The organism is Halodesulfovibrio sp., from assembly GCF_025210605.1.
GTDB lineage: Bacteria > Desulfobacterota > Desulfovibrionia > Desulfovibrionales > Desulfovibrionaceae > Halodesulfovibrio.
The window spans coordinates 250,901-272,536 of sequence record NZ_JAOARI010000018.1; the positions used below are offsets into that span (position 1 = coordinate 250,901).

General features: G+C 44.1%; 25 protein-coding genes and 1 rRNA gene. 7 read left to right on the plus strand and 19 right to left on the minus strand.

Features of this window, described 5'->3' with window-relative positions:
• Window positions 1-39: 39 nt before the first annotated feature.
• The 11 genes from N4A56_RS07875 to creA all read right to left on the minus strand — a co-directional run bounded on the left by N4A56_RS07875 (window position 40) and on the right by creA (window position 10,622).
• Window positions 40-1,689: an AMP-binding protein gene (locus N4A56_RS07875; protein ID WP_295546369.1), complete on the minus strand. Its 1,650-nt coding sequence runs from the start codon at window positions 1,687-1,689 to the stop codon at window positions 40-42.
• A gap of 149 nt (window positions 1,690-1,838) precedes the next feature.
• Window positions 1,839-2,396: a cupin domain-containing protein gene (locus tag N4A56_RS07880; RefSeq protein ID WP_293671587.1), complete on the minus strand. Its 558-nt coding sequence runs from the start codon at window positions 2,394-2,396 to the stop codon at window positions 1,839-1,841.
• Between the two features lie 239 nt (window positions 2,397-2,635).
• The gene (gene dnaA / locus N4A56_RS07885; RefSeq protein ID WP_293671589.1) at window positions 2,636-4,063 is read right to left on the minus strand and encodes a chromosomal replication initiator protein DnaA; all 1,428 of its coding nucleotides are present in this window, start codon (window positions 4,061-4,063) and stop codon (window positions 2,636-2,638) included.
• Between the two features lie 506 nt (window positions 4,064-4,569).
• Window positions 4,570-5,292, minus strand: coding sequence for an FAD-dependent thymidylate synthase (gene thyX, locus N4A56_RS07890; RefSeq protein ID WP_293671591.1), 723 nt, complete (start codon window positions 5,290-5,292; stop codon window positions 4,570-4,572).
• A 30-nt stretch (window positions 5,293-5,322) separates the two neighbouring features.
• Window positions 5,323-6,291 (minus strand): Holliday junction branch migration DNA helicase RuvB, encoded by a 969-nt coding sequence (gene ruvB / locus N4A56_RS07895; protein ID WP_293671593.1) that lies wholly within the window; start codon window positions 6,289-6,291, stop codon window positions 5,323-5,325.
• 3 nt (window positions 6,292-6,294) lie between these two features.
• On the minus strand, window positions 6,295-6,897 hold the full coding sequence (gene ruvA, locus N4A56_RS07900; protein ID WP_295546335.1) for a Holliday junction branch migration protein RuvA: 603 nt from the start codon (window positions 6,895-6,897) through the stop codon (window positions 6,295-6,297).
• A 271-nt stretch (window positions 6,898-7,168) separates the two neighbouring features.
• Window positions 7,169-7,660 (minus strand): crossover junction endodeoxyribonuclease RuvC, encoded by a 492-nt coding sequence (gene ruvC, locus N4A56_RS07905; RefSeq protein WP_295546337.1) that lies wholly within the window; start codon window positions 7,658-7,660, stop codon window positions 7,169-7,171.
• A 255-nt stretch (window positions 7,661-7,915) separates the two neighbouring features.
• Window positions 7,916-8,665: a YebC/PmpR family DNA-binding transcriptional regulator gene (locus tag N4A56_RS07910; RefSeq protein ID WP_295546340.1), complete on the minus strand. Its 750-nt coding sequence runs from the start codon at window positions 8,663-8,665 to the stop codon at window positions 7,916-7,918.
• A gap of 114 nt (window positions 8,666-8,779) precedes the next feature.
• The gene (locus N4A56_RS07915; RefSeq protein ID WP_295546342.1) at window positions 8,780-9,391 is read right to left on the minus strand and encodes an RlmE family RNA methyltransferase; all 612 of its coding nucleotides are present in this window, start codon (window positions 9,389-9,391) and stop codon (window positions 8,780-8,782) included.
• A gap of 213 nt (window positions 9,392-9,604) precedes the next feature.
• Window positions 9,605-10,144 carry a 3'-5' exonuclease gene (locus N4A56_RS07920; RefSeq protein WP_293671598.1) on the minus strand — a complete coding sequence of 180 codons (540 nt, stop codon included), beginning with the start codon at window positions 10,142-10,144 and terminating at the stop codon, window positions 9,605-9,607.
• 1 nt (window position 10,145) lies between these two features.
• Complete coding sequence (gene creA, locus N4A56_RS07925) at window positions 10,146-10,622, minus strand: protein CreA (protein ID WP_295546345.1); 477 nt, start codon at window positions 10,620-10,622, stop codon at window positions 10,146-10,148.
• Window positions 10,623-10,841: 219 nt separating this feature from the next.
• Between creA and N4A56_RS07930 the strand changes: the two genes are divergently transcribed.
• Entirely contained in the window at window positions 10,842-11,330 is a 489-nt protein-coding gene (locus N4A56_RS07930) for a universal stress protein (protein WP_295546347.1), read from the plus strand.
• 26 nt (window positions 11,331-11,356) lie between these two features.
• A complete protein-coding gene (locus N4A56_RS07935; RefSeq protein WP_295546349.1) occupies window positions 11,357-11,869 on the plus strand; it encodes a universal stress protein in 513 nt (170 codons plus the stop codon).
• Between the two features lie 129 nt (window positions 11,870-11,998).
• Here N4A56_RS07935 and N4A56_RS07940 read toward each other — a convergent pair whose 3' ends face one another.
• From N4A56_RS07940 to N4A56_RS07950, 3 genes are all read right to left on the minus strand, one after another.
• Entirely contained in the window at window positions 11,999-12,337 is a 339-nt protein-coding gene (locus N4A56_RS07940; protein WP_293671605.1) for a tRNA-binding protein, read from the minus strand.
• Window positions 12,338-12,599: 262 nt separating this feature from the next.
• Window positions 12,600-13,619: a glyceraldehyde 3-phosphate dehydrogenase NAD-binding domain-containing protein gene (locus N4A56_RS07945; protein WP_295546351.1), complete on the minus strand. Its 1,020-nt coding sequence runs from the start codon at window positions 13,617-13,619 to the stop codon at window positions 12,600-12,602.
• Window positions 13,620-13,682: 63 nt separating this feature from the next.
• The gene (locus N4A56_RS07950; RefSeq protein WP_293671607.1) at window positions 13,683-14,054 is read right to left on the minus strand and encodes a hypothetical protein; all 372 of its coding nucleotides are present in this window, start codon (window positions 14,052-14,054) and stop codon (window positions 13,683-13,685) included.
• 656 nt (window positions 14,055-14,710) lie between these two features.
• On the opposite strand from N4A56_RS07950, the gene N4A56_RS07955 reads away from it, so the two are divergent.
• On the plus strand, window positions 14,711-15,610 hold the full coding sequence (locus N4A56_RS07955) for a LysR substrate-binding domain-containing protein (protein ID WP_293671608.1): 900 nt from the start codon (window positions 14,711-14,713) through the stop codon (window positions 15,608-15,610).
• Between the two features lie 73 nt (window positions 15,611-15,683).
• Window positions 15,684-16,055, plus strand: coding sequence for a hypothetical protein (locus N4A56_RS07960; RefSeq protein WP_293671610.1), 372 nt, complete (start codon window positions 15,684-15,686; stop codon window positions 16,053-16,055).
• Between the two features lie 32 nt (window positions 16,056-16,087).
• Here the strand turns inward: N4A56_RS07960 and N4A56_RS07965 are convergent, their stop codons facing one another.
• Both N4A56_RS07965 and metF read right to left on the minus strand, forming a co-directional pair.
• Entirely contained in the window at window positions 16,088-16,591 is a 504-nt protein-coding gene (locus N4A56_RS07965) for a universal stress protein (RefSeq protein WP_293671611.1), read from the minus strand.
• A gap of 220 nt (window positions 16,592-16,811) precedes the next feature.
• On the minus strand, window positions 16,812-17,684 hold the full coding sequence (metF, locus tag N4A56_RS07970; RefSeq protein ID WP_295546354.1) for a methylenetetrahydrofolate reductase [NAD(P)H]: 873 nt from the start codon (window positions 17,682-17,684) through the stop codon (window positions 16,812-16,814).
• Between the two features lie 188 nt (window positions 17,685-17,872).
• Between metF and N4A56_RS07975 the strand changes: the two genes are divergently transcribed.
• The 3 genes from N4A56_RS07975 (at window position 17,873) to N4A56_RS07985 (ending at window position 19,449) form a co-directional block, all read left to right on the plus strand.
• Entirely contained in the window at window positions 17,873-18,127 is a 255-nt protein-coding gene (locus N4A56_RS07975) for a hypothetical protein (protein WP_293671614.1), read from the plus strand.
• Window positions 18,128-18,136: 9 nt separating this feature from the next.
• Window positions 18,137-19,006, plus strand: a complete 870-nt coding sequence (locus N4A56_RS07980) for a phosphodiester glycosidase family protein (RefSeq protein ID WP_293671616.1) — start codon at window positions 18,137-18,139, stop codon at window positions 19,004-19,006.
• 146 nt (window positions 19,007-19,152) lie between these two features.
• Window positions 19,153-19,449: a zinc ribbon domain-containing protein gene (locus N4A56_RS07985; RefSeq protein WP_295546357.1), complete on the plus strand. Its 297-nt coding sequence runs from the start codon at window positions 19,153-19,155 to the stop codon at window positions 19,447-19,449.
• A 35-nt stretch (window positions 19,450-19,484) separates the two neighbouring features.
• Here N4A56_RS07985 and N4A56_RS07990 read toward each other — a convergent pair whose 3' ends face one another.
• The 3 genes from N4A56_RS07990 to rrf all read right to left on the minus strand — a co-directional run bounded on the left by N4A56_RS07990 (window position 19,485) and on the right by rrf (window position 21,632).
• On the minus strand, window positions 19,485-20,432 hold the full coding sequence (locus tag N4A56_RS07990; protein WP_295546359.1) for a cation diffusion facilitator family transporter: 948 nt from the start codon (window positions 20,430-20,432) through the stop codon (window positions 19,485-19,487).
• 17 nt (window positions 20,433-20,449) lie between these two features.
• Entirely contained in the window at window positions 20,450-21,289 is an 840-nt protein-coding gene (locus N4A56_RS07995; protein ID WP_295546361.1) for a ThiF family adenylyltransferase, read from the minus strand.
• A 228-nt stretch (window positions 21,290-21,517) separates the two neighbouring features.
• A 5S ribosomal RNA gene (rrf, locus tag N4A56_RS08000) occupies window positions 21,518-21,632 on the minus strand.
• Window positions 21,633-21,636: the final 4 nt, after the last annotated feature.

Sequence of the window (21,636 nt, forward strand, 5' to 3'; positions counted from 1 at the left end):
TTTCAGGGAGCATTTTTACATTCTTCTATCTAGCTGTGTTTATTTCGCAGCATCTTGCTCGCGAATTTCAACACGTCGAATCTTACCAGAAATAGTTTTCGGAAGCTCGGTAACGTAGCTAATAATTCGCGGATACTTATATGGTGCTGTCAATTTTTTCACATAATTCTGCAACTCTTTTGTAAGCTCGTCAGAAGGTGAATACCCTTGAGCAAGCACAACGGTTGCTTTAACCAACTGTCCACGCAAGTCGTCCGGTACACCGGTAACTGCGGCTTCTACTACTGCTGGATGTGCAACAAGCGCAGATTCGACCTCGAAAGGTCCAATACGATATCCTGAGGATTTGATAAGATCATCCACACGACCGAGGAACCAGAAATACCCGTCCTCGTCCATCCACGCTTTATCGCCAGTATGGTAGTAGCCATCAAACATTACAGACGCTGTTTTTTCAGGGTCTTCAAGGTATCCGGCAAACAATCCGACAGGAGCACCTTCAGAAGTTTTTACGCAGATTTCGCCTTCCTGACCCGGATCACAGATGTTGCCTTCGGTATCCATTAGTACAACATCCCAACCTGGAGCAGGTCGTCCAATTGAACCCGGCTTTGCTTCCATGCAAGGGAGAGTAAGGATTTGCAGAGTAGTCTCTGTTTGCCCATACCCTTCATAAATCGGCAGCCCTGTCATTTTTTCCCATTCGTGGAACACACTATCATTCAACAATTCGCCAGCGGTTGTGCAATGGCGAAGTGCGGAAAGATCGTACTTCGACAAATCCTGACGAATCAGGAATCGATACACGGTCGGAGGCGCACAGAATGTTGTGACTTTGTGCTCAGCAATCTGTTCAAGTAATTCTGCAGGCTCAAATTTACCGCGGAAATCCCACACAAACACGGCGGCACCAGCCATCCATTGTCCGTAGAATTTACCCCAAACAGCTTTGCCCCAACCTGTATCAGCCAAGGTTAGATGAAGGTCACCCGGTTCTAAATCGTGCCAGTAAGCACCTGTCACATAATGACCAAGCGGATACGTGTGAATATGCTCTACCATTTTCGGCATACCGGTAGTACCGGACGAGAAGAAAATGAGTAGAGGATCATCACCACCGGAATTACGTTCCGGCTCCTGAGGACGTGGAAACGCAGAAGCGCCGGATGCCACAAGTTCATCATACGCATGCCATCCGTCAGCAACAGAATCCCCGCCAGCCTGAACCAGACAAGTCAATGATGGACAGTTAGCGCGAGCAGCCTCAACACGGTCAGCAACGGAATCTTCAACAATCATACCGCGAATGTGAGCGCGGCGAACACGGAAATCAATATCTTTAACAGTCAACTGTGAGGGAGACGGAACCGGTACAAGCCCCAGCCTGTGGCAAGCAAGCATGGATACCCAGAACTCAACGCGGCGGTACAGAATAAGCATAACTCTGTCGCCCTTTTTGAGTCCCTGTGTTTCTAATGCACCAGCAAGTTTTGCAGACTGCTCCTGAAACCATGCAAAGGAATAGTCATTACGGACACCTGCATCATCAACATGCACCATTGCCAAACGTTGCGGCTCTTCATCCGCAATGGCATCCAGCACATCAAATGCAAAGTTGAAATTCTCAGGAACATTTAAGGTAAACTCGTGCACAAACTCTTCGTAGCTGGTACTGGAAAACTTCTTCATCATTCTATCCTCGTCCCTCTTGGGAACCTTTCACCACCCGACGTGGTATTACATACTAGCTTTTGACAACATCCCCTGTGTCATGTCCCCTTCCGGCGTGCTTTCGCACCTGCGGGGTTGCAGCAGTTAATAACTGCACCGGAAAGGGACTAGCTAATCACGTCAAGAAAGGTTGCTGCTTCCCCATCCAGACCACGCAATGCGTGCGGAATGCGGGAATCAAAATAAATTGAATCGCCTGCTTCTAGCTTATGGCGTTTCTGGTCAAGCCATACTTCTAACTTGCCCTCGAGCAGGTAAATAAATTCCTGTCCGCTATGCTCGTTCCAAGTAAGCTCGTTTAAATCTTTTGCAGGAACTGTTACAAGAAACGGCTCCATTTTTTTATTGGTAAAGCGTGATGCAAGGTTGAAATAATCGTAATCAACACGACGCTCAACACTCAAACCTTCACCTTTACGCACGAGCGTGTAATCATGAAGATGTCCTTCCTGCCCTGTAATAAGGGATGAAAGATCAACACCGCAAACTGTAGCAACATCTTTAAGGTAGCTAACAGGGATTTCGGTTTCGCCTTCTTCATACAACGCAACAGTTGCAGGTTTTACTCCAACTTTTTCGGCAAGCTCTTCTACCGTCATGTCAACGGCTTCGCGAAGCCCAAGCAAGCGGGGAGCAATTTCCTTATATGCTTTATTTTCGTGCATATTTCCTCCTAACTGACAATGCAACACCTGCTATGTGCAGTAGCTATTACATTTTTGTTAAAAAGCAAAGCTTTTCTTCTTCCACCCATCCACTAGTGTGCAGACAGTAACGTACAGTTGCCAATGGGGATGTAAAGCGTAACGCTTTAATTTGTACGGGACTGACAAACAAAAAAGACGCGTGCCGCATCGAGCGGTACGCGTCTTACACTAACAAAACTTACGCCCCCCGATCATTCTCAGAGAGCAGAAATTCGTCCATTTTTTTCGATCATTTTCACAGTATTAGATACCTGACGTCCAGTCGGAGTACTGCGGCTCATTTCCCGTTCGAGATTCGTAATGCCTTTCAAGACAGTAGAATGACGACGGTTAAATTGCATACCAATTTGTTTTAAGGACAAGTCTGTATGCTTACGAGCAAGATAAAAAATGGTATTGCGCGCTGTTACCAGCTCACGCTTACGGCTACGTGAGTTGAGCTGATCGTATGAAAGATCAAAACAGCTACAGACACAACGTACAATGGAATCCATATTCATGACGACTTCACGGGATGCATAGTGCCCGATAACGTCCCAAGCCATGTCCATGGAAATTCGTTCATTTAAAATTCGTGCTTTCAAAATCAGGTTGTGCAAGCAGCTCTCAATCTGACGTACATCCGAATGAATGTTCTCTGCAAGTAAATCAGTAACGTTTTCCGGCAAATCTACCTGATACAGGCGAGCCTTCTTGCACAAAATATCGCGGCGTGTTTCAAAATCCGGTTTATCAATAACAGCAAGAAAACCAGAACAGAAACGGGAAACAAGCTGGTTATCGACATCTTTTAAATCACGAGGCGCAAAGGAGCTGGACAGTACCACACGGGAACCGCGAGACTGAAGAGATTTTATTGTTGCAAGAACTTCGTCCTGCATTCGCTCCTTACCCTGAAGAAAATGAACATCTTCAAGCAATAAAAGGTCAACATCACGGTAGCGGGATTTAAAGCGCTCTGTATCGCGATGCTTCAAAGAAGTAACAAGACCTGTCGCAAATTCTTCGGCTGTAAGATACTCAACCTTTGGATTAACACGATTGCTATGCTTGCACAGCTGTCCACCGACAGCCTGCATAAGGTGTGTTTTACCAAGCCCCGGTGCGGAGCTTAAAAAGAGAGTGCTGCACGAAAGTGAATCGCGTGTAATACCTTGTGATGCGGCAAATGCAAGATCATTACTTGGTCCTACAACAAAGCTGTCGAAATCAAATCGCCAGTCCAATGCTTTAGAAACCAGAGTATGTTCTACAGGAAGCGACTGCTGAACAACACGTTTATTGTCAGCACCAAAAAGCACCGGAGCAGCCACAGGCTGCGCTTCTGGCACAGGTGTAGCTTCAGCCACAACGGGTTGTGGCTTAGCTTTTGGTTTTACAATAGCTTTCGCGGCACCTGCAACAACAGTAATGGTAGGACGTTCACCGATAACAGAAGTAGCAGCTTCCGCAATATCGTTCACCAGACGCTCACGCACCCATGATGCCACGAAATCATTGGAAGCTGTCAGTCGAATAGCAGTGCCATCAACTTCAGCCTGTAATGGTGAAATCCATACTTTGAAAATGCCGGGGTTTAGGCTTTCTTGTAGAATTTCTCGAATTTGACCCCAAATATCAATCATGGGGATATTCCTACGTTCTTTCATGCTTTTCCGCAATTCGAGTTAAACCAGTGATACCTGTTAGTCTCTGCACAGGCACAATCATCCGGCTAAGTTTAACAATATCTCGATTTATATACCTTTTTTAGTAAAACACTATTTTCAGGCGAAATATTCGATACACGTACAACCAGAGTTGACGCGGTAGACTTTATATTTTTAACAGTTCTGTGGAAAAGTTTTCCACAATCAATCCTGTCAAAAACTGAAGAGTTCGCTTTTTAAAGCTAATATCTGAAAAAGGCAATCATCTGACGCACTTTTTATTCTAGCTTTTTTGTAAAAAGGGCTACGAGAGGCTCACACAAATAAAAGTGTTACTGCTATTAAAAATCGGATAAGCTTTATTTACAGCGAGTTATATAAATCACAAAGAATCCATCAACTGGTTCGAAAGCGGTATAAAACACCTAAAAAAACTCATCACTACCAAATATAAGCTGTTATACGCGGTATGAGCCGATTATTTACGGAAGTGGATAACGACCGCAGGTAAACTTCTCTCCCTCAGGGCAGTACTTTAATTTCTCACAGCGAGCACCCGCGTCTTCAAAGACGCACGGCAATTCTTTGCGGCAAATAGCCAACATCTGGTTTGCCATTGCTCTAATTTCCCATTGTGCCCGCGTGCAGCAGCGGTGCTCGAAAAAGTTGAGCAGGCTTCGACAGTTCATTGTTACTACAATTTTGGACTCAGTAGCCTGCGGAAGCACAAAGCGTGCATCCTCTTTTGCTTTTTCGCCTCGCCCATTTTCCTCAAGAATTTTTTTCAAATCTTGATAAGCGCTGCTGACTTCTTCTAAAAAAGTATCAAATCTCGCCTGCGCTTCTGGGATCTTGGCAAACGCCGGAGGCAAAATGTAGTCGAAGTCACTTCCATCAACATAGCGCTGGCTCTGCTGAGAAAATGAAGCAATACGATGACGCACTAGCTGATGTGTCAACGCACGGGATACACCTTCAATAGCAAAGGTAAACGAGACATGCTCAATCGGGCTGGCGTGGCCGGATTCCATAACTTTGCGAATAAACGCAGCCTGTTTTTCGGCAGAAATATCCCCGTCTACAAGCTTTGTGTGCATATCGCCCACAAAACCGGCATGGTAGCACTGCCTGAAAGCTGCATAAATAACAGCCATCGGCTCTGGAGTTGAAGCAACAAGCTCTACCCTGCATGTTTTCTGAGGCATACTTCCTCCTCGACTATGAGTTACGGCAACCTATGCCAAAAAATTCAAATGACGATACGCCTTAGCCGTTGCAACACGGCCTCTATGCGTTCGCTTAATAAACCCACATTGAATCAAGTACGGTTCGTAAATATCTTCAATGGTTTTTACGTCTTCAGAACAGGCAACAGCGAGAGTTTTTGCACCTACAGGCCCCCCGCCATAATGTTCAATAAGAACACTCAAAAGCTTTCTATCCATCTGATCCAGACCGCTTTCGTCAACGTCCATCATCTGCAACGCACTGCTGGCAAGTTCTGCATCAACAATAACTCCACCTTTTACTGTGGCAAAGTCACGCACACGGCGCAGCAACCTGTTGGCAATACGAGGCGTACCACGGGAACGACGACCTATTTCCAAAGCGCCGTCCGGTGCTATTTCAACGCCTAAAATGCGTGCAGTGCGGGTAACAATTGTTGCGAGTTCTTGCGGAGTGTAAAATTCCAGACGGCAGATTACGCCAAATCTATCGCGCAACGGTGAAGACAATAATCCGATGCGGGTTGTGGCTCCTACCAGAGTGAAGGGCTCTAAGTCAATCTTTACTGTTCGAGCGCCTGGTCCTTGCCCGATCACAAGATCAAGTTTGAAGTCTTCCATTGCAGGATACAGCACTTCTTCAACACTGATAGGCATACGATGAATTTCATCCACGAACAAAATGTCGTTGCGCCCAAGGTTGGTCAAAATTGCTGCAAGATCACCACTGCGTTCCAAAACAGGCCCTGAGGTCGAAACAATATTTACCCCAAGCTCTTCCGCCATAATCTGAGAAAGCGTTGTTTTGCCAAGCCCCGGATTGCCATAAAACATGGTATGATCCATTGCTTGTTCACGGGTTTTCGCAGCCTGAATATATACTTTTAAATTTTTACGCAGTTCTTCTTGTCCAATGAAATCATCAAGGGACGAAGGGCGAATGGATTCATCCATGCAAATATTCTGGTCAGTCTCCATTCCTTATCCCTTAGCAAGAGCTTTAAGCGCACTACGCAGGGCACTGCCCACGTCGAGATCCGGCTCATTTTTCAAAATAGTTTTAAGCAGCGGAGAAGCTTCATCTTCGCTGTACCCAAGGTTTGCAAGACCATCTAAGGCATCACGGTAAACGCTTGTTTTCGGTGCATCGTCCTTACCGGAAACAACCGGCATTTCATCGACTTTAAGCTTATATTTTAATTCAAGAAAAATATGCTGTGCGCCTTTTTTTCCGATGCCGGAAACTTGCGTCAACGCATTAATATCTTCTTCAAATACAATCCGACGCAAATCATCAGGACGGTATACAGACAAAATGCCCAGTGCTGTTTTGCCACCAACTTTTGAAATCGAAATCAGCGTCGTGTACATCTGGCGCTCATCCCACGATTCAAAGCCGTACAACTCCAAGGCGTCTTCGCGCACAACGGTGTACACAAAAATGGCGATTTCTCCGCCTTTTGCTGGAACACGATTCATTGTATGGGCTGGCAAACGAACCTCGTATCCGACACCGCCTGTAGTGACGACGATGACACTTTGTTCCGTTACCTCTGCAATTTTACCTTCAAGATATGCGATCATAATGTATGCTTTTAAAAATTTCTTTCTGTATGAATTAAACCGGTAACTGAAATGCTTACCCGACAAAAGACAGCCTTTGGGAGCTGTCAAAATCTATTACCCAAGACGCTTCAATAAATAAAGCTGGTTTTACATTTGAAAAAAGCATTTTAGCGTACATTACAATCCGCAACACCGTATGCATCTCATGAAACATGGATGCTTACTCAGCTTCTTTCCCAATACCATAGGATAGTTATGAAAGCACTCTGTTAGAATCTAGGCAAACGACCTACAGAAATTTTGAGTATCTGGTTGTATTGAGATGACAGACTGCTGCTGCGAGAGCATCGGAAGTATCTAATGCCCACTTAGGCTGTTTAACGCCTAAAATTTGCGCCACCATAAACGCAACTTGCTCTTTAGCAGCACGCCCACCGCCGACAATAGTTTGTTTGATTTTTGTAGGCTCATAACTGAACACATCAATATCGCTTGCAGCGCAGGCAGCAAGAGCCACACCACGAGCCTGCCCAAGTTTGAGTGCAGACGCTGGGTTTTTAGCAGTAAACACGTTTTCTACAGCGGCAACTGTGGGCTTATGCAACCGGACAATGGCATCCAGTTCCTTAAAAATGACACCCATGCGCCTCGCAAAATCTTTATCAGTAGCGCGGATTGCGCCACAGTCTACCAGTTTAGCCACACCGGAAATTTCTTCTACTACCCCCCATCCCATCACACGGGAGCCGGGATCAATGCCGAGCACTCTTGTTACAGTCAAAACATTCTCCACTGTTCACATACTATTGTAGTATAAATACTCACTATGAAGCCTCAATACTTTTTCGTCCAGTAGGGAATAGTACAACTTCAAGTTCAAACACATCAATAAGAAAGGAGAGAGTTAAAAACTCTCTCCTTCTGTAGTATCTTTTTTACAAAACGCAGCACGTATCGTCACCACAGCTATTGTACAGAAAATACATTTTTTGCACGAACACTGTGTTGGCATTGCCTGCGCTATGCGCGGCTAACCTTACTCAGCGTTAAGCTCAGCCATTACGTCGTCAGATACGTCCATGTTAGTAAATACGTTCTGTACGTCGTCATTTTCTTCGAGAAGATCAATGAGGCGGAGCATTTTTTTAGCGCCGTCTGCATCAAGCTCAATGGTGTTTTGAGGAATTTTAGCCATTTCAGCAGATTCGATTGCAATGCCAGCTTCTTCAAAAGCGGTGCGTACTGCTTCCATGTCTGTTGGTTCACAACGGATATCCCAGTTTTCATCTTCTTCGATGATATCTTCTGCACCAGCTTCAAGACCGAGATCCATTACCTGCTCTTCGGTAATAGCATCTTTCTTGATGATGATCTGACCTTTGTTGTCGAACATCCATGCAACAGAACCAGCTTCGCCCATGTTACCGTTACCTTTGTTCAAGGTGTGGCGCATTTCAGCAACGATGCGGTTTTTGTTATCAGAAGCAACTTCAATAAGGATAGCTACGCCACCGGGACCATATCCTTCATAGGTAATCTCGTGGATATCGCCACCAGCAAGTTCGCCGGTACCTTTTTTAATTGCGTTTTCAATTTTATCTTTAGGCAGGTTTACTGCTTTAGCAGCAGCAATAGCAGAGCGAAGACGCGGGTTGTTAGCAACGTCACCACTAATTTTTGCTGCAATAATAATCTCTTTTGCCGCGCGGGTGAACTGCTTGGAACGTACAGCGTCCTGACGACCTTTACGGTGCTTAATGTTAGCCCATTTACTATGTCCAGCCATGATTCCTCCTTACGTGGTTGCAACTAATTCGCTGCAACTGGAACACTAAAAAATACACACACCCAAACCATATAGGGTGCTAAAAATCAAAGGAAGTCGATTCAAGCTCAGCGGCTAATATTCGTATTCGAACTTCTTGCCGTTAAACCCAAGACCGACATAAAAAATTTCCTTACTTTCGTCGCGTGAGCTTTTAGGCTTAAAAGACTTCACGCTCTTAAAGTATTTACGCATAGAAGCGGCGTACGCTTGTACATCAGGTCCCATAAATATCTTTACAATAAAGCTGCCTGTAGGCTTTAAGCAGTAGCAAGCCACGTTAAGCGCTTCGTAACAAAGCTCGGCAGACCGAGCCTGATCTGTAAATTTATGACCTGTTGTTTTTGGTGCCATATCGCTGATAACAACATCAAACGGCATTATTTCAGCAAGTACGTCTTCAAACTCCTGAGAACGCTCAAATACGTCTTCTTGCATAAAGCGGACATTCGTCGGGAACTCTGTTTCAGTCGTCTGAATATCAGCACCGATAACAAGCCCTTTTTCGCCCACTTTCTCAGCAGCACCAAGAGACCATGAACCGGGAGCGGCACCAAGGTCGAGCACTTTCATACCTTTAGAAAAGATACCAAACCGCTTATCAATTTCTTTCAGTTTATATACTGACCGTGCGGGATAATTGTCTTGTTTAGCCCGCAGGAAGTAATGATCACGATATTTTTTCATAATAAAACCTGTGCAGTTGTACAGTAAAGCGCAGTCAACGCCAAGCGGCATACAATCAGACACCGCAAGGTATCATAATGCTGTCGTTGTATCATTTCTGCACAAAAACAACACAAATGGTTACCGCGTGATGTCACACCAGAGCTAAACGCTGACGTGACGAATAATCCGCAATGGATGTAAAGGGAAAGTGAGATTTCTGCAAGTTTAACGCTACAGCATATTCGGAGCAGCTAGCTGAGGTTGAAGACGCAGACCCTCGATTGCGATACGAGCACACGCTTCCGCATCGGAACCTGCATGGTGATGCTGTAATGTGATACCCAGATGGTCAGAAACTGTGTTCAACTTGTGGTTCATCAAGTTAGGCCAGACCTTGCGTGCCAACTTAACTGTGCACAAAAATCGAGTATCGGCTACAGGCATACCAGCTGAAGTCAGACATGCAGAAAGCACAGAGCGATCAAATGACGCGTTATGTGCTGCCACGAAATCTACGCCTTTAAACAGGGGAGAAAACTGCGGCCACACATCGGCAAAAACAGGCTCATTCTCAACATCTTTCCAGCGAATATGATGTACCCGCACACAAAATGGACTAAAATTGCTGCGAGGCGGCTGCACAAGTCGGTACAAGCTATCGACAATGTGTCCATTTTCTACACGAACAACAGCTACAGCGCAGGCACTGTCACGCTTTGCATCGGCAGTTTCAAAATCAATTGCCGCAAACGTTCCCTTGAATTCAGACATATTATTTTCCCCAAGGAAGCACTGGAACTGTAGATATTGAGTTTTTTGGCGACCCTTCAACCACACGGTCACTGTATGTTAAATATACAAGAACATTGCGTTTCGGATCGAAAAAGCGAACAACCTGCATTGTTTTAAACAGCAATGAAGTACGCTTCTTAAATACTGCTTCGCCGTCATCTTTGCCGGACTTTACGCGCGAAGGAAGAGTGATAGGTCCTGTCTGCACGCAATCAATTGATGCATCCGATGTATCTTCTGCTACGCCTAACGATCCTTTCACCCCGCCCTTTTTAGCGCGACTCAAGTAACAGGTAACCCCGTCAATCTCAGGATCATCAAACGCTTCAATTACAATTTTATCATTAGCTCCAAGAAGCTTAAATACAGTACTCACGGAACCAATTTCTTCTGCGGCAGCAACGGAAGTCATGCCAAGCACAAGTGCTACAGCCAACAGTAATATACGTATCTTCATACGCTCTCCTCTCCGAATGATTTCAAGAGCGTAATTCAACCGCAAAAAAGGCAATTTTGCAAGCTTTGCTCACTTTCCCTCCCAGCGTTGACCGTATCATTGGAGTTTTCTGAAGTTAATGTACACTTAAGCAATATCTGCCCTCTGTGCTGAGGCTTCGTTAAAGACGGCTCAGCCGCTACATAATTTTTAGCAGAAAATTTACCTAAGGAGATGAACATGCTACCGGAAATATCAAAAATTCTTCTCGCCACAGACCTTTCTGAGGATGCAGGAGTTGCAATGCGCTATGCCATCAGTATGGCAGAAAAATACAATGCAGAGCTTACGTTGCTGCACGTGCTGCCCACTATGAAAGATCAGGTTTATTTAAACTCCGGATTTGATTTTACAGCAGTGTATGACGACAACACCTTAAAAGCACTGCTTGATGCCGGAGCCGAAAAGGCTAAAGAAACCGTCGTCAAACTGATGCATAAGCAGTGTACAGACCTCATTGAAGGCAGTCAGGAGTGTTCAAACATTGCACTTAAGCCAATTATTACAACCGGCAACGCTGTAAAAGAAATTACTGACCATGCCAAAAATTGTGATCTTGTTATAATGGGAACCAGAGGACACAGCAAACTTGGCGGTATCCTTGTAGGTAGCGTTGCGCAGGGTGTTATCGCAAAAAGCCCTACCCCTGTACTGATTGTCCGTTCATAGCAACTTTCAGAATACCGGAGAAAGCCATGCTGCCTACCATTCAAAAAATCCTGTACGCAACCGATCTTTCAGAGCCTGCAAAACACGCCTTGCAGTACGCATTATCCATTGCAAAACAGTACCATGCAGACCTTATGCTTCTCCATGTTATTCCTGACTGGGCACGGAATGTAACCCTTGGTTCCGGTCTCGACTTTGCCACCATTTACGACGAAGACACATGGCTCAAAATTAAAGATGATGTGCTGCGAACCAGTATAAAACACGCAAAAGAGCGCATTGAATCAACCTACATGTTCTATAAATACGAGCTGGAAGAATCTGGAATTGCCACAACTGTGCATGTTCAGACAGGACACCCCGCTAAAACGATATTGCAATTTTCTGCTGAAGTAGACCTCATAGTCATGGGAACTTATGGACATTCCAGACTAGGCAGCCTTTTTGCCGGTAGTGTAGCGCAAAGCGTCATCGCCCAATCAACCACACCGGTTCTAGTTGTACATCTTGAAAAAAATAAAAAACCAGCCCCATTGTAAAAACAGTAAAAGAGGAGGGTACGCACCAACAGTGCTACCCTCCTTTTTACTCATTATCCGCATCTACCGTCATGCACTAAAACGCTGATATGTTCTATCAGATAGATAAGCCGCATGCTTTGCAACCAATTAACAAAGCTTCGCACCTAATGGTACGTCCTTATCAATGCTTGCTAACACAATGTCTCCATTGCCGTCTGCAAAGCCCGTCACAAGACATTCTGACATGATCGGTCCAATCTGTTTTTTAGGGAAATTAACAACAGCTACAATCAGACGCCCTACAAGTTCTTCCGGCGTGTAATGGGTTGTTATCTGCGCGCTTGATTTTCGCAATCCAATCTCTTCACCAAAATCAAGATGCAGTATGTACGCTGGCTTACGCGCTTCTTTAAACACTTCCGCAGAAAGAATTTTACCCACACGCAATTCAACTTTTTCAAAATCATTCCATGTAATAGTATCCATTATTCCTCCTGTTCTATGTCGCACACAGCTATGATGGCACTCTGTCTTCAGCCAGTTGAATACTCGCAAGACACAGACACCCCTTACTGTCTTTCATATATACAGCCATCTGCAACTAAATGGAATACCCGCATGTTACTACACAAGAGCTTGGCTCGTGCCACACAATGCACATACAAAAAGGAACAGTACAGCGCGCAAAAAAAAGAACCTGTCCTTTCAGACAGATTCTTTTAGTATCATATAGTGTACGTATATTCAGTTAGACAGCTGAAGGGATATCGCTTTGCGATGCCCGCTTCATCTCAATCATTTTTGCTACACGCTCAGTAAGGTGTAACAACTGATTGGAAAAACTTGCTTCATTGTCATACCACGCCACGAGCTTGAGTAAGTTCCCCGCTTGTACCGCAGTGAGCTGTCCATCAACGACTGAACCATATTTTGAACCATTAAAGTCACATGAAACGAGCGGCTCGTCGGTGTACCCTAAATACTCTCCGGCAGCCTCCCGCAATACGGTATTAACCGCATCGACGGTAGTTGATTTTTCCAGTTCAAAAACACAGTCAATCATCGCGACACTTAACGTAGGTACACGAAGAGCCATTCCCTGCAATCTACCTTTCATATCAGGAATAACTTCCGCTACTGTTTTTGTAGTCCCCACAGGGGTAGGAAGCATATTCATATGACACGCACGGGCGCGACGAAGATCTGGATAGTCATCATCCAGAAGCATTTGACGTTGTGTCACCGGATGAATGGTTGTCATATATCCACGTTTCACACCGAAGTGTTTATGAATATGGTGCAACGGAAGCGCAAGACAGTTAGTCGTGCAGGATGCATTAGATATTATATGATGCTCTGGACATAAATCATGCTCATTTACACCCATAACAATAGTAACATCTGCTTCTGGTGCAGGGCAGGCGATAATAACCTTTTCAGCACCGGAAGCCATATGTTGCAAACAGTGCTCACGAGCTGCAAAGCAGCCAGCCGCCTCTATTACGATATCGCAATCTTTCCAGTCCCACTGGCTGGAAGCGTTCTGAGTTACCGACACAAAAGAATCGTTAAGAAGAAATCCACCTTCCACACTCTTGGCGTCCATAAATCGACCATGAACAGAATCGTATCGCAACAGATGCGTCGCATCTTCAGCGGACATGAGGTCATTAACTGTTACAAGTTGCAAATTCTCATGTCCGGAGAGTAGGCGGGCAAGGTATCGACCAATACGACCGAACCCGTTAATCCCAATAGTTACAGACATCTCTCCCCCAGCTGAAAAACACACTATGCCGAACGAACGGGAACCGCCCGGCAACTGAAGAAACTAGGCTTCCCAAATTTCAATGCTTTCATCAGAAATTTCGATATCTTCGATGAAAGCACTGGCGAATCCTTCCTCGCCTTCAGGAACTATGACAACAAACTGAATATCGTGACCATCTGCATATTCTGCAAATGCTTTAAAACGCTGAGAGGTTTCCGGCAGAGCAAAAAAGTCTTTAGTAACAACATCAAAAATGAACTTAACATTTTTACGGTTTGTCGCCTGTAACTCCGGCATAAAGCCATTTACTTCTTCTGGTTCATCAAAACCTTCAAACCCGTAAGTTCGAACGTCACGGTATCCAGAATCCAGCAACGCCTCTAATGCGGTTTCTACTAATTCATCACGCAGTTGTAACACGTCATCATGCATGTTTTTCTATGACCTTATAATATATAGTAAAAGATATTTCTCCGTAGCGTGTACAAACGCCTAACGGAGCTAATAATTTCAGCATACGCTCGTACTGCATAGCTAATCCCAACTGCGTAGTCAGTCAAGGCAGAATGCTTACGCGGCGTGCAGTTGCTCTATTTTCGTTACACTCGTTACATTATGTATCATCGCTGTGAAGTAACTGCCTTCTCATCACACCACGTCAGACTGTAACAGCATGAAATCCTATCGTTACAAAACTCCATACTTCAATCTGTCATCGTTCCATCATTTCTTTTAAGTACTCCATAAGTATTTTTTGATTGCGCTCTAGAGAAATCGGCGTAAAGTGCCTCTGGGCACGCTGTCACCTCCATTTTTTTGCTGTAACTCACTGCTCTTTTTGTTTCAAAAAACAGTCCGGCAGCCTGCTGATAACAATATTTATGTGTAATCCCTCTGTGGTAATACTGCTACAGAGGGATTACTCATTCAATTTTATAAAAAACCGTCTACGTACTCATTATTCAAGTTATTTTTACAATGAGCCGCCACTACTCTGTTAGTACGTGCTCGGTTTATATGGAATAATTTACAGACTATTTTGACTATCATACCAATTCCTCGTATTCTTGGAACGGTATGGAGGACTCATGAACTTTAGACAGCTTGAACTTTTTCTTTCCCTTGCCAAAACACCGAATATCTCTGTTGTGGCGAAGGAGCATTTTCTCACACAATCAGCCGTTTCTGTTGCCATTAAGGGATTGGAACAAGAACTACGCGTTCAGCTTTTTGATCGGCTCAACCGTAGACTCAGCTTGAATTCTAATGGTCGTTTGCTCTTGCAAAACCTTGAACCAGTGATGCAAGATTTTCACAATGTCCTTCATTCATTTGAAGGTGACTTGCTTACCGGCATATTGAAAGTTGGAGCTTCTTCAACCATTGCCGACTATATTCTACCACAGATTCTTTTCGAAGTTTCTGATTCATACAAGCAAGTCACTATCGAAACAGTTTTTTCTAATCCACAGGTCATTGTAGAAAAAGTAGAAAATGGTGAACTGGATCTCGGGCTTGTTGAGAAAAAAATCCCCAACAAAATGCTTATCTACACCCGCCTTTGTGAAGACGATCTCATCATTGTTTCTACAGATGAAAAACTGGCTAAAAACGGACCGTATGAGATTGAAGAATTGCTTGATAAAAAATGGATTGTCCGCGAACCCGGCGCGGGGGTGAGAGAATCACTTGAAGAATATATGGGACCATTGATGAGCAAGCTAAATATTGTTCTGGAACTCAACCATACAGAATCTATTAAACGAGTTCTTCATAACCCTAATACAATATCTTGCATGTCACCTTTTGCCGTGCAAAGTGAACTCGACAGCGGCGAAGTATACCCTATCGAAATTAAAGGACCTCCTATCAGCCGCTACTTCCATGCTGTCACTCATAAAGTCAAATATCGTACTAGGTTGTTAGATAAATTTGAAAATGCTGTAACCTCATACCTGACGACAGATAAGCTACTCTACAGGAACTAACCAGAGCGCTTGCAAACCGTGCCATTCGCACGTATTGGTTTGAGCTACATGATTCTTTAAAGAGGTTAGCGTAATGTCATGGAATGAATTAGTGCACTTGGTGGGACAAGACTCAATGCTATTTGGTCTTGCTTTCATCTTATTATTTATGTTCTTGCGCCGTACACTACGTGTAGGCGGCTTTCTAGGTTTTACCGGAGTACTTACAACGGTTGTCCTTCTTGCCATGCTTTCATGGATTCAGTGGAACAGATATCAAGTCGGCAATTCTATTATGCAAATTGTTATTACCGACAACCCGACTTATAGAATTCTTACCCCTACTCAAGAGCCTATGTTTGAACCGGCAGTAATCACGGTGGATAACATCCGCTACATCACCGACAAACACAATGAAAAATCACCAAACTACCTGCCGTGGCGAGTAATTGCCATCCCTAAATAACAAAAAATGCCCGCCTGCAAGCGGGCATTTTTTTATCTGCAAAGCATCCAGATAACACATTTTCGTGCTCCTTGCAGGAGCTGCTGCGACACACTGCCGAACAAATATGCGTCGCTACGAGTGACACCTCTGCGACCAAACACCAATGTGGTGTACTTGCCCTTCTTTTGTTCGTTCAAAATAGTCTTAGCAATTAATTTTTTCCGCTCAGGATCTTCTAACGGCTCATCACGTTCATCCAGTGTAATAAACTTACTTTGAACGCATGACGGATCAAGCAGCGAATGCTTCATTTCATCCACCACTTTTTCATGCTTGGCAAGTTGCTGTTCATGTACCTTTGCGCATTCTTTCTTCCAAATTTTGGTACTGGAAAAAAGAGAACATGCTGGAAGCTGCTCAACGCTCAAAACAAGAATGGTATATTTGCCTTGGCACTTGTCAGCAATCATCTCCATCAATTCCTGACAATACTTCAAAGCCTCACGGGCACTTTCACTGGCATCATATGCCACAAGAATTCGTAATTCTTTCACAGTACATCTCCTTTCGACAGCCTCACGGACTTACGCCCGCTCGAAGAAAGTGTACCGTCCCCGTAATCTCATTTCACATGATAACTATTCTATTATACCCGCTCTGGATCAATAAAAACACACATGGCTCAAGCGATTGAAATGAGACTTTTCTTTCGACAAATAAATAGGTTCTTCAAAAAATAAGGCGGGCAAAATACTGCCCGCCTTATCGCAAAACTTATAGCTTAACTCTGTCCGCCAGTTCCAGACACATATCAGCTTTATTCAAGGTATAGAGATGAATCCCCGGAGCGCCGCCATCAATCAACTTCCGAATTTGATTAACAGCAAATCGTAAACCCGTTTCCTTAACAGCTTCGTCGCCGCCCTTTGCATTCGCTTCTTCCAATGACAAGTACAGTTGACCTGGAATATTTGCTCCGCAAAGGCTTAAAATTCGTTTGATTGAACTAAGCGATTGGATAGGTAGAATGCCCGGAATTACTGGTTTATCAATACCGTTACTGCGCAAGCGGGAAACAAAATCGAAGTACTCACGAACGTCAAAAAACAGCTGAGTGACAACAAAATCACTCCCTGCATCAATTTTAATCCGTGTATAATGCAAGTCATCGGCAAACGTCTGGGATTCTGGATGGGCAGCCGGATATCCGGCAACAGATATACCAAAATCCGGATGTTCATTGCTCACCAGCTCTACGAGATCAGACGCATATCTGAACTGCTGGTCTGTCCAGCTAAACTTAGCATCAGCCGGAGAGTCTCCGCGCAATGCAAGCACGTTATGTACATCTGCTTCACGCAATTTATTGATAAACCCGTTAATCTTTTCTTTTGAAGCACCAACACATGTGAGATGCGCCATTGGTTCTATACCGGCGTCGTGCTTCATTCGTGATGTAATTTCGAGGGTATTATCCTGTGTGGACCCGCCTGCACCATAGGTAACAGATGCAAATAAAGGGTTAAGTGCTTTTAAGCGCTCCACTGTAGCGAAGAAAGAATCCCATTGCTTCTTCTCTTTTGGTGGAAAAAATTCAAGCGAATAAAATGGCTTACTCTGACTCTGGATGGCATCAATAATTTTCACAAAACTACCCTCAACATTTCTATTTAAACGACCCACATGAAATGCATCATGTGAAAACTATATATATCAAGAGAACTTGATATGTCAATATTTAAATATAGTCATTTACTTTCAGGTAGACATACCGCTAGCCGAGGCGTATTAAACAAAGAAGAAAAAGAAACTTACATAGAGGAGCTATATTTCTTATGTATCCTTGGCAGATTATTTATTTTGTTGCTGTTGTTGCACTTGCCGCTTTTGTACTTCTCCGCTCTCCACAAGGGACAGTCGGAAAAATTATGACATTTATGCTCAACTGGCTTGCACCATACACATCTATTACAATTGCATTTGTAGCTATTTTCCAGCAAGGTTTTTTACCTGCACTGCCTTTCTTTGCTCTCGCAGGGTTCTGTTTTGTTACTTTTCTCAGACGGAGCATTAACACTGAGGTTAAATAATTCTGTAATATGCAGTTAGTATTTCATACCTTACAAACATTATCCAAAATGATTCACTGCCGCCGCATTATACTTTCAATTGTGGCTACGGCAGTGCTTATTTGTGGCTCAAGCTTACCACTCAAAGCTGAAACTAGCTGGACCACTATTGCAAAAGGGCTTGCTCTTACAGAAATTCCCGTTGACCGAAGCGGACTTTCGTCTTCTGTTATTACAGCGCTCAGAATTTCGCCGTCAGAATTTGAATTCATTTTGCTCATGCGCTCCAAAGAAGGTGATGCCTTTACGCCTGAGCAATGGGCAATGCGCTACAATCTTACGGCGCTCATCAATGCATCAATGTATCTTCCTGATAACTCGAAGAGCACTGGATACATGCGCGATAAACAGCATGTGAACAACGGGTTTATCCACCACAGCTTCGGGTCTTTTTTTGTTGCCAACCCAAGCAAAGCTAACATTCCTGTTGTTGATATTATTGACAGACACCAACAGCAGCACAACACGCTTTTGCCGAACTACACTACAGTCATCCAGAACTACAGGCTATTTTCTGCTGCACGAACGCCTCTTTGGCCTAAAAAAGCAAAGGAAACATCCATAGCAGCCGTTGCAAAAGATACAAGCGGCAATATCGTGTTTATACACTGTCGTACTCCAATGACGGTAAGAAATTTTACCAATCGGTTACTAGACTCCCATCTAAAGTTAGTCACAGCTATGTATGTAGAAGGTGGACCCGAAGCCAGCATGTATTTAAAAACATCGGATATTTCTCGAACTTGGGCAGGACGGTACATTGGAGATTTTTGGAACACAGAAAGTAAGCAATGGATTTTACCTAATGTCCTCGGCATTCGAGCAAAGACGCACCCATAGCCTCTTGATTTTGCATTCCGCCCTTGATAGTTTTTTTTCATCTCTGATAAACAGTTTTATACAGCCACTGTGTAAAATCTATTTTTGTCTAAAAAACGCTTCCACTTGGTTGCGCTACAAATACTTATATTAGCAGGAGAGCACACATGCCTCTGTATGATTTTGAATGTCAAAAATGCAAAGAAATTTTTGAAGAAATAGCTTCTTCCGACTGTACTTCAGGTGAAACATGTCCCGCATGCGGAAGCACAGACACAATTCGCATGGTCAGTGCTCCTAGTCCTATTCCTGGAAGCGGAACCGACCGTCTTCCAAGTACGCTTATGCGAGGTGGTGGCGCTAAATTTGAAAAAGTTCCAGTACCTAAGAAACCTATTCCTAAATCAACACCGAACTGCCCTTCAGGTGGATGTGGTAGCTGTCCCGGAAGTTCTAGTAACTAAAAAAAGCCGAAGCATTTGCTTCGGCTTTTTACTTTCTATAAAAATCTTCTTCCGCGGTTGCGCATCCTTCGCTGTCGAGTCTCAGAAGAATCCAACCTCTGCGGATCTACATGAACTAGAGCATCAGCGATGTCATAGTCACTCCCCTCAAGTAAAGCTTCTACCTTATCCGCAATCGCATGCCCCTCTTCAACTGAAATTGAGCCATCAACCGAAATATGCAGATCAACGAAGACTGCCACCCCTTGATACCGCGTGCGCAGTTTATGCACATCCAAAACACCTTCAACAGAAAGGGCGAGGTCTTGCAATTCTTTCGCAACCGTTTCCGGAACGCCTTTATCCACCAGCTCATTCACGGCTGGCAAAGTAATTTCCCACGCCGCATGAATAATAAAAAACGCCACAATTATTGAGCCTACAAGGTCAACCCAATACCACTCAGGAAGTAAAAGCCCTACAAGAACTGAAGCTGCTGCCGGAATAGAACTAAGTGCATCGCTTCTATGATGCCATGCATTCGCAATAACAGAAGGAGCCTTATGTAATCGTCCATAGAAAACTGTCCATCTGTATAAAATCTCGTTGGCGACTATCGACGTAAGGGCTGCCCCCAAAGCTATAGCTTTTGCATGGTGCACATGCTGCTCAGAATAGGCAACCGAGGCATCAATAACAATACCTACAGCAACCACTGCTAATAATATTCCGATTGCTGCTGTAATCAGCGTTTCATAACGCTGATGTCCATATGGATGCGATTTGTCAGGTGGTGCGGTCCACATTCGAACACCAATGAGCAGCGAAACATCTGTCACCAAATCTGACAAACTATGAATACCATCAGCAGTCACTGCCCTACTATTCCCGAAGATACCGGCAAGAATCTTCAGCACCGCAAGAATTACGTTAACGGCAAGTCCAACCCAAGTAACCTTTGAAACTGCTGCTATTTGCTCTGTTCGTTTCACACCATCAGTCATACGCGTCCCTACTAACATTACAGCGTTACGTTTTGAAAACTCATATCCATAAGATCGTAAAATAAAATCGAGTCGGAAGGTTTTTTCCAGCACACAATTTTCAAAACTTCGTTCGCCTGCATGGAGGCTGCCACAGCAACCGAAGAAGCCGGAGTGCCGAGTACATCCTCAGCCGCACTTCCCGAACCCAGCAGTTCAGCAGGCCCAGTGCTTCCGGGCATAATTGTCCCTACATATCCGCTAAAACCAGCCACAGCCGCTGTTACCATTGGCACATTACACTCAGCCGCAGCTTTTTGAAGATCAAGACGAGTTTCAAGACCTCCTAGACAATCAACAATTACATCAACATGTTTTGCATAATCAATGAGGGCATCGCCACGTAAAAAATGATCAACCCCAATAAAATTAATACTGGGGTTCACACAACGCATTCTCCGCTCTGCCCGTTTTGCTTTTTTCTCACCAAGGGATTCAAAAGTAGCGTTAAGCTGGCGGTTTAAATTAGTCGGTTCAAAAAAATCACCATCAGCCCCCACGATTGTGCCTACACCAAGTCGTGCAAGCTGTTCAATCACATAGCCACCAAGCCCACCAAGCCCTACAACAAAAACTTTAGAGCACAGCAAGTTATACTGTTTTTCCATCGAAATTATCGAGAAATTGCGCACATATCTTTCTGGTAAGATATGTTCTTCTAATGCAGCTTTTTCAATTTCAATAAAAGGAGTTCCCTCCGCCTTCGAAAACGCCTCTACAGTCTGAACAGTTAAAATCGCAATGGTATTACCATCAGGCAATACCATTGTTTCACTTGCTTCTTTAATGGCATGAGAAAGAACAAAATTTGTGTTCATATAGCGTACACTCCCTCTGTTTACCTAATCATATGAATTATCACTAGGCAAGACAGGAGGCATCTTTCAACCTAAAAAAGTACAAAAAAGATGGGTTTCTAAAGCTATTAAAACTCAATTTAGTTCAAAAATTGTTTTAGCGACAACGAACTATGAAAATTGTGCACGTTGCCCAGAAAAGACCAAAAAAAAGACCGCGTTTCTTTTGAAACGCGGTCTAGAAATAAATCTTGGCAGCGACCTACTTTCCCACAGGCTCCCCTGCAGTATCATCGGCGATGGTCGGCTTAACTTCCGAGTTCGGAATGGGATCGGGTGTACCCCAACCTCCGTGGCCACCAAGAAAA

Coding starts and splice junctions, on each gene's coding strand:
- N4A56_RS07875 (WP_295546369.1), bottom strand. CDS start 1,689: ATGAAGAAGTTTTCCAGTACCAGCTACGAAGAGTTTGTGCACGAGTTT.
- N4A56_RS07880 (WP_293671587.1), bottom strand. CDS start 2,396: ATGCACGAAAATAAAGCATATAAGGAAATTGCTCCCCGCTTGCTTGGG.
- dnaA (WP_293671589.1), bottom strand. CDS start 4,063: ATGATTGATATTTGGGGTCAAATTCGAGAAATTCTACAAGAAAGCCTA.
- thyX (WP_293671591.1), bottom strand. CDS start 5,292: ATGCCTCAGAAAACATGCAGGGTAGAGCTTGTTGCTTCAACTCCAGAG.
- ruvB (WP_293671593.1), bottom strand. CDS start 6,291: ATGGAGACTGACCAGAATATTTGCATGGATGAATCCATTCGCCCTTCG.
- ruvA (WP_295546335.1), bottom strand. CDS start 6,897: ATGATCGCATATCTTGAAGGTAAAATTGCAGAGGTAACGGAACAAAGT.
- N4A56_RS07910 (WP_295546340.1), bottom strand. CDS start 8,665: ATGGCTGGACATAGTAAATGGGCTAACATTAAGCACCGTAAAGGTCGT.
- N4A56_RS07915 (WP_295546342.1), bottom strand. CDS start 9,391: ATGAAAAAATATCGTGATCATTACTTCCTGCGGGCTAAACAAGACAAT.
- N4A56_RS07920 (WP_293671598.1), bottom strand. CDS start 10,144: ATGTCTGAATTCAAGGGAACGTTTGCGGCAATTGATTTTGAAACTGCC.
- creA (WP_295546345.1), bottom strand. CDS start 10,622: ATGAAGATACGTATATTACTGTTGGCTGTAGCACTTGTGCTTGGCATG.
- N4A56_RS07930 (WP_295546347.1), top strand. CDS start 10,842: ATGCTACCGGAAATATCAAAAATTCTTCTCGCCACAGACCTTTCTGAG.
- N4A56_RS07935 (WP_295546349.1), top strand. CDS start 11,357: ATGCTGCCTACCATTCAAAAAATCCTGTACGCAACCGATCTTTCAGAG.
- N4A56_RS07940 (WP_293671605.1), bottom strand. CDS start 12,337: ATGGATACTATTACATGGAATGATTTTGAAAAAGTTGAATTGCGTGTG.
- N4A56_RS07945 (WP_295546351.1), bottom strand. CDS start 13,619: ATGTCTGTAACTATTGGGATTAACGGGTTCGGTCGTATTGGTCGATAC.
- N4A56_RS07950 (WP_293671607.1), bottom strand. CDS start 14,054: ATGCATGATGACGTGTTACAACTGCGTGATGAATTAGTAGAAACCGCA.
- N4A56_RS07955 (WP_293671608.1), top strand. CDS start 14,711: ATGAACTTTAGACAGCTTGAACTTTTTCTTTCCCTTGCCAAAACACCG.
- N4A56_RS07960 (WP_293671610.1), top strand. CDS start 15,684: ATGTCATGGAATGAATTAGTGCACTTGGTGGGACAAGACTCAATGCTA.
- N4A56_RS07975 (WP_293671614.1), top strand. CDS start 17,873: ATGTATCCTTGGCAGATTATTTATTTTGTTGCTGTTGTTGCACTTGCC.
- N4A56_RS07980 (WP_293671616.1), top strand. CDS start 18,137: ATGCAGTTAGTATTTCATACCTTACAAACATTATCCAAAATGATTCAC.
- N4A56_RS07985 (WP_295546357.1), top strand. CDS start 19,153: ATGCCTCTGTATGATTTTGAATGTCAAAAATGCAAAGAAATTTTTGAA.
- N4A56_RS07990 (WP_295546359.1), bottom strand. CDS start 20,432: ATGACTGATGGTGTGAAACGAACAGAGCAAATAGCAGCAGTTTCAAAG.
- N4A56_RS07995 (WP_295546361.1), bottom strand. CDS start 21,289: ATGAACACAAATTTTGTTCTTTCTCATGCCATTAAAGAAGCAAGTGAA.